The 11,333-nt window shown below is 58.1% G+C and carries 10 protein-coding genes and 2 pseudogenes (1 of these 12 cut by a window edge); 6 read left to right on the top strand and 6 right to left on the bottom strand.

Annotated elements, in window-relative coordinates:
* Positions 1–463: 463 nt before the first annotated feature.
* Positions 464–1,267, bottom strand: coding sequence for a DUF6036 family nucleotidyltransferase (locus GJ634_RS07425; RefSeq protein ID WP_157501739.1), 804 nt, complete (start codon positions 1,265–1,267; stop codon positions 464–466).
* Positions 1,268–1,405: 138 nt separating this feature from the next.
* Here GJ634_RS07425 and GJ634_RS07420 point away from each other — a divergent pair, with 138 nt between their 5' ends.
* Positions 1,406–2,635 (top strand): RNA-guided endonuclease TnpB family protein, encoded by a 1,230-nt coding sequence (locus GJ634_RS07420; RefSeq protein ID WP_157501737.1) that lies wholly within the window; start codon positions 1,406–1,408, stop codon positions 2,633–2,635.
* A 12-nt stretch (positions 2,636–2,647) separates the two neighbouring features.
* On the opposite strand, the gene GJ634_RS07415 is transcribed toward GJ634_RS07420, so the two are convergent.
* Complete coding sequence (locus GJ634_RS07415; protein WP_331714047.1) at positions 2,648–3,574, bottom strand: MarR family transcriptional regulator; 927 nt, start codon at positions 3,572–3,574, stop codon at positions 2,648–2,650.
* 138 nt (positions 3,575–3,712) lie between these two features.
* Here GJ634_RS07415 and GJ634_RS07410 point away from each other — a divergent pair.
* Positions 3,713–4,035: pseudogene (locus GJ634_RS07410) on the top strand (hypothetical protein).
* 71 nt (positions 4,036–4,106) lie between these two features.
* Here the strand turns inward: GJ634_RS07410 and GJ634_RS16935 are convergent.
* On the bottom strand, positions 4,107–4,460 hold the full coding sequence (locus GJ634_RS16935; protein ID WP_394350880.1) for a hypothetical protein: 354 nt from the start codon (positions 4,458–4,460) through the stop codon (positions 4,107–4,109).
* Here GJ634_RS16935 and GJ634_RS07400 point away from each other — a divergent pair.
* From GJ634_RS07400 to GJ634_RS07385, 4 genes are all read left to right on the top strand, one after another.
* Positions 4,359–4,613 carry a phosphate acyltransferase gene (locus tag GJ634_RS07400; protein WP_394350879.1) on the top strand — a complete coding sequence of 85 codons (255 nt, stop codon included), beginning with the start codon at positions 4,359–4,361 and terminating at the stop codon, positions 4,611–4,613. The genes GJ634_RS16935 and GJ634_RS07400 overlap by 102 nt on opposite strands.
* Positions 4,614–4,811: 198 nt before the next feature.
* Complete coding sequence (gene pabB, locus GJ634_RS07395; protein WP_157501731.1) at positions 4,812–6,287, top strand: aminodeoxychorismate synthase, component I; 1,476 nt, start codon at positions 4,812–4,814, stop codon at positions 6,285–6,287.
* On the top strand, positions 6,284–6,901 hold the full coding sequence (locus GJ634_RS07390; protein WP_157501729.1) for an aminodeoxychorismate/anthranilate synthase component II: 618 nt from the start codon (positions 6,284–6,286) through the stop codon (positions 6,899–6,901). The genes pabB and GJ634_RS07390 overlap by 4 nt, the downstream gene beginning before the upstream one ends.
* 11 nt (positions 6,902–6,912) lie before the next feature.
* Complete coding sequence (locus GJ634_RS07385) at positions 6,913–7,794, top strand: aminotransferase class IV (RefSeq protein WP_331714048.1); 882 nt, start codon at positions 6,913–6,915, stop codon at positions 7,792–7,794.
* A 666-nt stretch (positions 7,795–8,460) separates the two neighbouring features.
* Here GJ634_RS07385 and GJ634_RS07380 read toward each other — a convergent pair.
* The 3 genes and pseudogenes from GJ634_RS07380 to GJ634_RS16930 form a co-directional block, all read right to left on the bottom strand.
* Entirely contained in the window at positions 8,461–9,891 is a 1,431-nt protein-coding gene (locus GJ634_RS07380; protein ID WP_157501725.1) for an orc1/cdc6 family replication initiation protein, read from the bottom strand.
* 893 nt (positions 9,892–10,784) lie between these two features.
* On the bottom strand, positions 10,785–11,066 hold the full coding sequence (locus tag GJ634_RS07375; protein WP_157501723.1) for a PadR family transcriptional regulator: 282 nt from the start codon (positions 11,064–11,066) through the stop codon (positions 10,785–10,787).
* A 241-nt stretch (positions 11,067–11,307) separates the two neighbouring features.
* Positions 11,308–11,333 (bottom strand): annotated as a pseudogene (locus GJ634_RS16930) (DNA polymerase I) (its annotated part continues 127 nt past the right edge of the window); the annotation flags it as partial.

Below are 11,333 nucleotides of genomic sequence, written 5' to 3'. Positions count from 1 at the left end.
ATGTACTTCACAAGAGCGCACGTAGAAATCCCAAAAGCCGCTGACACTGCTCCTCACTTAGTTCTGCAGAGACAGAATCAAACGACGGGGTCCAGTTGATATCCCCCATTGGAGAGCCATCACTTTTGGTATATAATAAGTTTGAGTCAAGAAGTGAAGTTACCAGTTCATCAGGTATTTTATCTCCTTCTTTAAAATCAAGCCAGTCGAAGAGGAGCTTACAGGGATAGTGGACTTGAAGTGTTGTATTCCCTGAGTGTTTTGTCCATCCTTTTAGATGGTACCCACTACGAGGGGAATCAGGACCGTATTCGTGGAGGCGTGCCATTCCGTATCAACTCAATTCTAACATCTCTTCAATAAATATCCGGTTTCCGCTACTGTTTCGGCTTCGATTCCTACCGTCACTATCTCAGTGCTGATTATAGCATAGTCCCGTGGAGAGTGAAAGGCCCAAATTCGTCTACTCTGCCAAGTATACTGACTCCTCTTCCTGGTGTATCCGTTCGAACTTCGCGAGATACATAATCCGTTCACGAATTTCGTCGGTATCCAGCTCCAGTTCGGCGGCCAGTTCGTCGACGGTCATCGGTTCATCGAGTGCCTGGAGGACTTCGAGCCCCCGGTAGTACCTATTCGTGAGCTCCTGGACGCGGGCCTCGATTGGCGTGGTCACCCCGTACCGCTCCTCGAGTTCGACCAGAGCCTCGTTCGCGAACGTGGCGAACTGATCGTCCCCCAGGCGTTCGATCTGGGCTTCGAGTTCAGCCCGGACGACATCGTAATCGAGGCCGGCCTGCACGAGCATATTCATATCCTCGATGTCGTCGTCGCGGCCGGCGATCGCCTTGAACAGGAAGATATCCTCGTTGCTGACTAGCCGGACCGTCAGTCGATCCGTGTCGAGGAACGGCTCGCTGCGCTCTTGCATCCCGTCGGTGAGCACGAGCTTGTTCGCGACCTGCTGGTTGAAGATGTCGAGGCGACACCCGTCGTCGTTCTCGACGCAGCTCGTCGCCCCCAGCGCCCGATAATCTGGATCCAGCGACTGGACCTCCGCATACCCGAGGTCCATCAAGACGGCCCACAGCTGGCCGTACGCGTCGCCATCCGGGACGACCAGGTCGATATCTTTCGTCGCCCCCTTGAGGTCGCGCAGCGACATCGCGCCACCACCGATCAGGTAGACCGTGAGCGGTTCAGATAGGCCATTCGCGATTCGCTGGAATTCGTTCTCGATGTACTCGCGGCCGAATGTTGGTCTCATAGTAAATCAATAGAGGTGCCCGAAACTACGGGTACGGGAGAAAACCAGCACTCGTGAGTCGTCTCACGGTCCATGGCAGGGTTGACTCTCTACTATATCTTATTAATACTTTTAATCACAGGTTGTGTTGTGATGTATATGGAGGTCCACCGCACTGTTCCGGTCAAACTCGATGTGACCGAAGAGCAGGCGGAACTGCTTCACGAGACCATCGACGAGTTTCGGTGGGCCGCCAACTATGTCGTAGATGCCGCGTGGGACGGTGAATGGGCCGAAACCCGAAAGTCCGTCCTGCACGACCTGACCTACGACGAACTACGCGAGCAGACACGGCTTCACAGCAACCACGTTCAGTCGGCTCGCGACCGTGCCGTTGACGCACTTGAAAGTGTGCTCGCGAAGTGGTCGAAAGGTGAGTACGCTTCATTGCCCACGTTCACCTCGCCCTTCGTGGAATATAACCAGCGAAACGCCACATTCCACGACGACCACGCCTCGTTATCTACCGTCGATGGACGCGTTATTGTCGAGTACGTCATTCCCGAGGTAACCGGTGAAACGCCCTTCTCCGAATATCTGCGGAGCAACAAGTGGGAGACTACTGGTGCGACACTCCATTATCGCCGTGGCGATTTCTACCTCCACGTCCGAACAAAGGCGGATGTGGACGACCCCGTTCCAGCCGAGAACGGAACGGTTCTCGGTGTGGACCTCGGGGTCGAGAACATCGCCGTTACTTCGACTGGCGTGTTCTGGTCTGCCGACGAACTCAACCACTGGCGACAGGAGTACGTTCAGCGCCGCAAATCGCTCCAAGAGTGTGGGTCGCGGTGGGCTCATGAGAACGTCCAAGCGGTCGGACGCAAGGAGACGGGACGCTTCAAGCAGTATCTTCACCGTGTCGCGAACGAACTCGTAGACGAGGCAGCTGAAAATGGCTGCACGGTGATCGCCTTCGAGAACTTGACGGATATCCGCGATCGGATGCCAGATGCCCGTAAGTTCCACGAGTGGGCGTTCCGTCGCCTGTACGACTACGTCTCGTACAAGGCCGAGGTACTCGGGATCCAGGTTGAGCAAGTGAACCCGAAGAACACGTCGAGACGGTGTTCATCTTGTGGGTTCACACACGAGGACAACCGCCCCGCACAGGACGCGTTCTGCTGTCAGTCCTGCGAGTACGAGAACCACGCGGACTACAACGCAGCCAAAAACATCGGCTATCGACTCCTTCGCAACCAAACTGGCGGCGAAGGAGGCGCACCCGTAGGCGTGCGCTTGAACACCGGGATGCTGAACGCGAACGGGGTCAAGCCCCTGCCGGATTCGGCTAGAGCGGGAGTCCACGGTGAACACCACGGTCCTTAGGCCGTAGTGAGCTTACTGTGGTAGTGGCACCTCGTAGTTAGCCGCCAGCTCCTGGAACTCGTCCCACTCCGGGAGTCGCTCGTCATCGACCTCGCCGTGCGTCTCGAGGTAGCGCAGCAAGGCGTCGATTTCGTCTTCGAGACCATACTTCGCCGCCTGCTCTCGGAGGTCCGCCTCGTCGACGTCGACGTGGCTGAGCAGGAGGAGACAGTACGAACGGTGGCGGCTGCCGTCGTCGATCAAGAGGGTGTGACAGCAGAGCTCCGCCGGTGAGACTACGTCGAGGTCCTCGGCGTAGACGTAGTAGCGGTGGTCGGTGAGCAGGAACTGGAGGTCGAAGGCCGCGAATCGAGCGAGGCCGGTTTCGTGGAACGCCTCCGCATCGATCTCCGTCTCGGTCTGGACGAGGAATTCGTCGTAGTCCTCCCAGAGAATCGTGCCCTTCGGGGCGACGGCTTCGAGGCGGTGGCGATGCAGATGGTGTGCGAGTTCACGGGCAAACTCGTGGAGGCGGTCGAAGTCGGCGTTGAACTCGTAGCGGCCGTCGGCCGTCCCGACGAGCCCACGGTCGCGAAACCGCTTGAGGACGCGGTTGACCGTGTTGCGGTAGTTATCGCTCCGGTCGGCGATCTCAGAGACGGTTCGCGGCTGGTCGAGGTAGTACAGCACCTCGAGTGCCTTGCCCGTCAGCAGTTCGGGGAAGTCGATGTGGGAGTGCTGGCGGACGAGGTCCTGGTAGAGCTCGACGGCGCGAGCATCCGACGGGATAACTCGTTTTCGGCGGCCGTCGCGTTCCGTGTAGACGAGCCCTTTCTCAACGAGGTCGCCGACGGCACGAGAGAGGTAGCTCTCGCTGTGGTCGAGCTTCGTCGCGAGTTCGGAGATCGTGTCGCCGCGGTCGACCGTGGCGAGGACCTCGAGTTCGATGCGCCGGAGCACGGTGTAACATAGTACGAAACTTATATATAAAGAAGTTTCGAGTAGTGTTACAGCCATCGGTCGCGAGAACTGTCTCCATCGACTTAACCAACAAAACTATGGATTCGCGGGGCGTGTTGGTTAACACGAGAAGAGCCGATGTCCTACGAACCCCGACCCCACCGGCGAACCTTCCGACGGAGATCGTCACCACGCTCAACGAGTCGAATCCGGAGCAGCTCCGAGACGTTGCGACGTACGCTGAGGCGCTCGCCGAGCACAAGGAACGAGAGACCCGGCTCGAGGAGTCGGTAGATCAAGAAGAGATCGAAGAGCGACCAGACGATCTGCCGGATGATGTCCCCGCCAAAGCGACGATCACGATCAAAGAGATCAACGACAATCGCTACTACTACTGGCAGTGGCGGGAGGGTGAGACGGTGAAGTCAAAATATAAAGGGCCGGTCAATCCGGACGACTAGACAGAGCTGCGTCTCAATCGTGTGGTCAGCCGTTCGGAAAGCCTCCGGCTACGATATGAAAGTTAGCGCTGTCAGCGCTCGGGTCGAGGGGCAGTCTCGTACCGTTTGATGTCCTCGGTCTTCTCTACGCGGTCGTATATCTCTCGAAGCGTATCTTGTGCCCGGAGGAGCTTGTGTTCCTCAAGGAATTGCCGGCCGCTTTCGCTAACCCCGTAGAATTTGTACGAGAGACCGTTCTGCCGACGGTCCTCGGGCAGAAGCACTTTCTCGATGATGCCGACGTCGACGGAGAAATGCAGGCTGACACCGCGCTCGTCGAGGAGATGCTCACCGGAGCCTACGGCTTCGCGGAGCTTGATGGACCTGCGAATGTCCTCGTATTCCCCAATCTTGAGGCAGGAAATATTGGCTATAAGGTCCTCCAGCGCCTCGGCGGCGCCGACGCCATCGGCCCGATGCTGGTCGGAATGGATGAGCCCGTCCACGTCCTCCAGCGCGGCGACGAAGTCAAGGATATCGTGAATCTTGCAGGCATTGCTGTTGCCGATGCACAACAACGGGATAGCGGTGAACGATAGAAGAAGGAAGACACCTATCCAGGAGGTGCAGAACTAGACAGTGCCCGACACCCAACTGTTCACCGTTCTGTAAACTCGACTACTTACCTCGGTGAAGACTTAATTTGAGAGATATCAGCCGGCTGGACGGCGAAGACAATCGGATTACAACCGCACCTATCGAAAAGCTGTTAATCACTACCCCAATCAGTAGAGATGATGGCCGACCTGTGGGTCGAAACCGACGAGAACGACTTCCATAGGACCGCTAGCGGCTCGCCACCCGACGCTCGCGTCCCTGTCGTAGTTCGTGTGGCAGTCACCGACCCGTTCGACGCCTACCGGCGTGCTCGCGACGAGACTGGCGGAATCTACCTCGAAACAACCGGCGGACAGGACGGCTGGGGATACTTCGGTGTCGATCCCATCGACCTGTTGACTGTCTCACCAGGCGATGGCCCTGCTATCGATGCGCTCGTTGACCGCCTCGACCGCGCGTCGCTGGCTCGCGGCGACTGCGTGGTCCCGTACCCCTGCGGCGCCGTCGGATGGCTCTCCTACGACATCGCCCGTGAACTTGAGGACCTACCTGACCACGCCGACCGCGACCGCACCCTCCCCCGCCTGCAACTTGGCGTCTACGACTGCCTCGCCGCCTGGGAGGAACCGTGGGACGGGGACGAAACGACGCTGTTCGTCACTGCTTGTCCTCGACTCGATAACTTCCCGGACGCCGAAGCGGCCTATGAGGCGGGCCGCGAACGCGCGACCGCTCTCGCCAACGACGCTCTTACCGGCGATCCATCGGTCGGCGAGCCGCCAGTTCAGGCTGACGAGGCGCGGTTCGAGAGCGACTGCGGGCGCGCAGCGTTCGCCGATCGCGTGCGCACGGTCAAGCAGTACATCCGCGACGGCGACACGTTCCAGGCGAATGTCTCCCAGCGGCTGACCGCGCCCGCGGTAGTCCACCCGGTCGCGGCCTTCGATGCGCTCCGAGAGGTCAACCCCGCGCCGTACTCCGCTCTCTTGGAGTTCCCGGGCGTCAATCTCGTAAGCGCGAGCCCCGAACTCCTGTTGGCCCGCGACGGCGATCGTCTACTGACGGAACCTATTGCCGGGACACGGCCTCGCGGCGAGACCTTGGAAGAAGACGAAGCTCTCGCTGTGGATCTGACCGGCGACGAAAAAGAGCGCGCCGAGCACGCGATGCTCGTCGACCTCGAACGGAACGACCTTGGGAAAGTCAGCAACTACGGGACTGTCGAGGTCAGCGAGTACCGCCGGGTCGATCGCTACTCGGAGGTAATGCACCTTGTCTCACTCGTCGAGGGTGAACTCCACTCGGACTACGACCTTGGAGACGCCCTCGCTGCGGTGTTCCCCGGCGGGACAATTACCGGCGCTCCGAAACCCCGGACGATGGCTATTATCGACGAAGTGGAGGCGACACGTCGCGGTCCCTACACCGGTAGCATCGGCATCTTCGGATTCGACGGGCGCGCAACGCTGAACATCGTCATTCGAACACTCGTCCAGTACGACGAGGAATACCACCTGCGGGTCGGCGCGGGCATCGTCCACGACTCTGTCCCCGACGAAGAGTTCGATGAGACACTGGATAAGGGCCGCGCGCTCGTCACCGCTATTGACGAGGCGCTCGGGCAACACGCCGGGTTCACCGTGGGGGAGCGATGAAGGTCCTTGTCGTCGATAACTACGACTCGTTCGCGTACAACCTCGTCCAGTACGTCGGCGAAGTGGTTACGACCGACGACTGGCTGCAGGAGACTGGGGCGGGCGAAGTGATCGTCCGCCGGAACGACGACATCGTTCCCGCTGACGTCAGGGACATCAATCCGGACGCTATCATCGTCTCACCGGGACCAGGAACTCCACAGGAGGCCGGTGTTTCCATGCCGGTGTTCGACGAACTCGACTACCCCACACTTGGGGTTTGTCTCGGCCACCAGGCGCTGTGCGCGACAGCGGGCGCGCCTGTCGGCCACGCGGAGAGCGTCGTCCACGGGAAGCCCTCGCCAATCACTCACGATGGCCGCGGCGTCTTCACTGGCCTGCCGGATACGTTCCGCGTGGGGCGGTATCACTCGTTGGCTGTTGAGCGCGACGACCTGCCGGACATCCTCCAAGAGACTGCCTACACTGATGATGAGACTAATGTAGTGATGGGCGTCCGGCACCGTGACCGGCCCCACGTTGGCGTCCAGTTTCACCCGGAGAGTATTCTCACCGACCACGGCAAGAAACTCGTCGAGACGTTCTGCCGACGCGCGCTGGAGGGGTCGCTGTGAACGACGATCCAATCAAGTACCACGTGAATGGTAGCCTCGTGCCGGCTACCGACGCGACGGTGTCGGTCCGCGACCGCGGGTTCCAGTACGGCGACGGCGTCTTCGAGACGCTCCGCGTCTACGGCGGTGAGCCGTTCGCGTGGACCGCCCACCGGGACCGCCTGCAGCGCAGCGCGGAGACGCTCGGCTTCGGTGATGCTGTGCCGGACGACCTCCGCGAGCGCATCAACGAGACACTGACCGCGAACGACTTGTCAGAGGCATACTGCAAGGTCTCGGTCACACGCGGCGTCCAACCCGGAAAGCTCACGCCGGATCCCGACGTTGACCCGACCATCGTGGTCTTTGTCGCCGACCTGCCACGCGGCGGGAAGGCCGATGCTGGCGGTGAATCAGTCTGGAGCGAACCGGCCACAGTCCAGACCGTCGAAACGCGCCGCGTGCCGGACGCCACGCTGCCAGCCGATGCAAAGACTCACAACTACCTGAATGGCATACTCGCGCGCCTCGAACTCCAGCAGAATGGGACCGGCAAGACAGCTGACGAAGCGCTGGTTCGAACTGTCGACGGCCACATCGCTGAGGGCGCGACGAGCAACCTATTCTTCATCGACGATAGAACCCTCAAGACGCCGAGCGACGACCTTCCAATTCTCCCGGGTGTCACTCGGTCAGTCGTCCATGACCTCGCTGCGGGCGACGGAATCCCCCTCGAGACCGGCCGGTACGGCGTCGATGACGTGCGTAACGCCGACGAAGCATTCCTGACGAACTCCACGTGGGAAATCCGCCCTATCAGCAATCTCGACGGCGTTGACCTCTCGAACGGCCCAATTACGAGGCGGCTCGCCCAACTGTTCGACGAGCGTGTCGAACGAGATCACTACAAGTAGGTTTGACCACCTCCCACCCCTGAAGGGGCGGCCATCGTGATGACGCCCGCATCCGCAGTTTAGTTGTGATATTTCGAACGAAGTCGGGAACACGTCTGGTGTCGCCGACGCTAAGTTCACGTTCGCACTGAATTTCCGAGAGCAGAGAGACCAACTCCACAGTAAGACTCCCAGAGGAGCTGCTGCCAGACGAAACAGTACGGGGAAGTTCTACGTTGGGTTGGGAATCCTCATCGTCGAAGATGGCGTGTGAATCAGTCACAGAAACACTTCGATAGAGGTGTGCGTCCGGACGGAACACTTCGATAGAGGGGTCTCTTCGAGAACGTACGCGTCGACAGGTAGTGCGCAGAGATTCAGTTTGAAACCGAAAAGTTAGACCCTGGAGTATTGGACTGACGACTAACGAAATCCCGATTATCGACGATTAGGGGTATTTTACCGACGAATAACACTTCGATAGGGGTGTGTAGTAGTCGTGGCCGGCGTGACGTGTCGGGTAATACCTGGTGGTTGTCGAACGCGTGCTACGTTTGAGCAAGCCAGTACACATCGATAAAGGGGTGTGCAGCACTTGGGCTATCTCGAGCCAGTCTCATTCACCTTAAGCAAGGAGCGATCAGAAGGGGGTTTCCAGAGAAACAATCAGCGGTGAATCGGCTGCCGTCAGGCTTCGTTGCGAACCTGGGCTTTCACGACTGATTTGACCTCGTCAGTCGAAACCATCTCGATACGGGAGTCCTCGCGAAGCGTCTCCAGAATGGTTTCCGGCCGTTCACCGAATTGGAACTCGAGGAACATCCCCGAGCTGGGGCCGTGACTCCGTCGCTCGAAGTCAACCAGCGAGTACGTCGTCAACTCCTTCATCTTGTTCACATATGTCTCCTGGTGGTACTGATCAGCATCAATTGACTCCGTCAGGTACTGATACACCTGGTACCCAGTGGTACTCCGAGCGGTCCCACCGTCCGTCTGTGCGGCAACCGATGCCGTGGCGTACAGGCAGAGTTTCTTCTGCGTGCTAATGCCACGAACGACCTCGAGGACGCGATTTTTCTCGACTTTGTCCTGAGCCATCCGGACGTGTTTCTCGCGAATTTCCTGGTCCCCCTCACGCTCGGCGAGCTCGCCAGCTACGCGCATCAAGTCGATGGCTTTCCGCGCGTCCCCGTGTGTCTGGGCAGCGAATGCAGCCGCCAGCGGGATGACTTCTTCCCTGACGACGCCATCATGGAATGCGTCCTGACGCCGGCGGAGAATCGACTGCAGCTGGTTGGCATCGTAGTCATCGAAGTGGACATCCTCGGGCGTGAACGAGCTCAACGCGCGACTGCCAACGGCTTCCATCATCTTCGTGTCGTTCGAAATTGCGACGACGGAGATGTAGGCGGTGAGGTCGTCGCTAGCCCCGGCCCGCGAGAGCTGGTAGAGCAGCCGCGAGAACGCTGGGTCCTGTTTGTCGCGACGGCCGACGAGCATGTCGAGTTCGTCGAGCACGAAGACGACGGAGTCGAAGTTCTCGTTGATGATGCGGTAGAGTTCGTCCCATTTCTCCTTGGTCGCGACGCCGTGCTTCGGTACTTCGACGTCGACACCAGCCTCATCGGCGGCCTGTTGGGCGAGTTCGTAGACAGCAACGCCGAGGGTGTCGAGGTCCTGGCAGTTGACTTCGACAGTCCCGAATTGGATGTCTCGAGAGTCGCAGATACGACTAATGTTCTTGCAGACGGCTTTGGTGATGAGGGATTTGCCCGTACCGGAGGGGCCGTAGAGGAAGAGGTTCGGCGGACGGTTGTCACCGAGTGCGACGCGAAGCATCTTGGTGACCTCCTGGAGCTGTTCGTCGCGACCGACGATGCGGTCCTCTTCAACGACGTAGTTGGGATCAAGGAGCGAGCGGTCGCGGATGAGACCGTCTTGCTCGTCGAATTCCAGCAGCATATCCTCGATCGATTGAGAAGGGCTTTCGCTATCCTCGTCGGTGGCTGTGTCAGAAGCGCCTTCGGAAGCAGAAGACTCCGTGGAAAGATCCGTCTGTGTAGAGTCGTCTAGGGACTCCGGATCAGGAGAGGAGCCATCGGAGTCGTCGATACCCATGTACGACCCCATACAGAGCAAGAGTAAAAATGTTCCCCACCCCTATCGAAGTGTAAATCAGGGGAGTGAGGGGTTTATTCCCGGATATAGCGCCAGTATAGCTCGTTACGACGGTTATTTCCAAACGCGCCTAACGAAGTGTTCCAAGAACGTCCGTCGGCGAGCCCCTCGAGGAGTTGCTGAAGAGACACACCCCTCTATCGATGTGTTCGAGTGATCCGGCGTGGGGACGACTCGAAGCGATTCGGCCGATTTGGGACCAGCGGCAAGACGTCTCATCTACGACGATTTCCCGGGATTCGGTAGAGAGACGAACTGCATCAGGAATATTGGGACTCCAGAAAGTGGTTGTTCTTCTCTTCTTCTCTTCTTCTCTTCTAGCTTTCTAGAACAAACACACACACACACACCTCTATCGAAGTGTTCGAAGTGTTCGGCAACCGCTGTTATCTGTTCTCTTCTACTGAACACAATCCTTAGCCGTCTCGTGTCGTTGATTCCGTCACGTATCGTCTCGTGAACCAGCTGAACCAGTCCAATGGGCTCTGACATCCGCCAGTATCTTCTTCTCGCTCGGTTTTTCCCTCGTACCACCCTGAACTGAACACATCGATAGAGGGGTGTCTGTCTATAACCGGTCAATCACCTCGAGCCACACCACTCCCAGCATTCTCTCTCTAACTGCTTTGACTCCCGTGAGGAACACATCGATAGAGGGGTCTCCATCCGTATTCCGACGATTCGTATTGAACCGCCCCGAACTTAACCAACAATTTCGGTATTATCGAGGTTCTGTTGGTTAAAACATCCTGCAGTAGAAGAGCGGTTCCGTGGGGCAGTCCTTCCGTTGGTTAAGCAGCGATAACTCCTCTCAGAACTCAGGTTGCTGTCATCTACTCTTCTAAGTCGACGTACTGATTCTCCCACTCACGGCGGGCTGCAATTTCTCGCTCGCCACGCCGCGTCACTGTGTAGAAGTTTGTTCGCTGGTCGATTTCCCCCTTGTCGACCAAACCTTTGTCGACGAGTGTATCGAGATTCGGATAGAGGCGGCCGTGGTGGATCTCGGACTCGTAGTACTCTTCGAGTTCGTCCTTGACGGCGAGCCCATGTGGTTCATCTAAGCCGGCGATGACGTAGAGGAGGTCTCGCTGAAATCCTGTGAGATCGTACATATTCCTTATCGAGTTCTTGAACTGAATGATTGTTATTCTTTCCCTCTAAACCTGTAGGCCCGATGTACGTATGTATTCTATCTATTCCTGAAGCGTTACTTGAACAAATTCTCGTCCTATCTTTGAGTTGGTAATCCTCCTGCTTCCCACTGAATCCCATCTCGATCCACTTCTGGACGAGAAAGTCCAGACATGCTCCCCTGATTTAACCAACACACTCTCGATTTCTCAATATTGTTGGTTAATCTTCATCGATGCACGCAGACA

Source organism: Halobacterium sp. CBA1126 (assembly GCF_009741975.1).
Classification (GTDB): domain Archaea; phylum Halobacteriota; class Halobacteria; order Halobacteriales; family Halobacteriaceae; genus Halobacterium.
The sequence above is the reverse complement of the archived record's forward strand: the minus strand, read 5'-3'. Positions and strand labels throughout refer to the sequence as shown.

What these genes read in the sequence shown, in the direction of transcription:
- GJ634_RS07425 (WP_157501739.1), bottom strand. Translation starts at nt 1,267, where the DNA reads ATGAGACCAACATTCGGCCGCGAGTACATCGAGAACGAATTCCAGCGA.
- GJ634_RS07420 (WP_157501737.1), top strand. Translation starts at nt 1,406, where the DNA reads ATGGAGGTCCACCGCACTGTTCCGGTCAAACTCGATGTGACCGAAGAG.
- GJ634_RS07400 (WP_394350879.1), top strand. Translation starts at nt 4,359, where the DNA reads ATGCTCACCGGAGCCTACGGCTTCGCGGAGCTTGATGGACCTGCGAAT.
- pabB (WP_157501731.1), top strand. Translation starts at nt 4,812, where the DNA reads ATGGCCGACCTGTGGGTCGAAACCGACGAGAACGACTTCCATAGGACC.
- GJ634_RS07390 (WP_157501729.1), top strand. Translation starts at nt 6,284, where the DNA reads ATGAAGGTCCTTGTCGTCGATAACTACGACTCGTTCGCGTACAACCTC.
- GJ634_RS07380 (WP_157501725.1), bottom strand. Translation starts at nt 9,891, where the DNA reads ATGGGTATCGACGACTCCGATGGCTCCTCTCCTGATCCGGAGTCCCTA.
- GJ634_RS07375 (WP_157501723.1), bottom strand. Translation starts at nt 11,066, where the DNA reads ATGTACGATCTCACAGGATTTCAGCGAGACCTCCTCTACGTCATCGCC.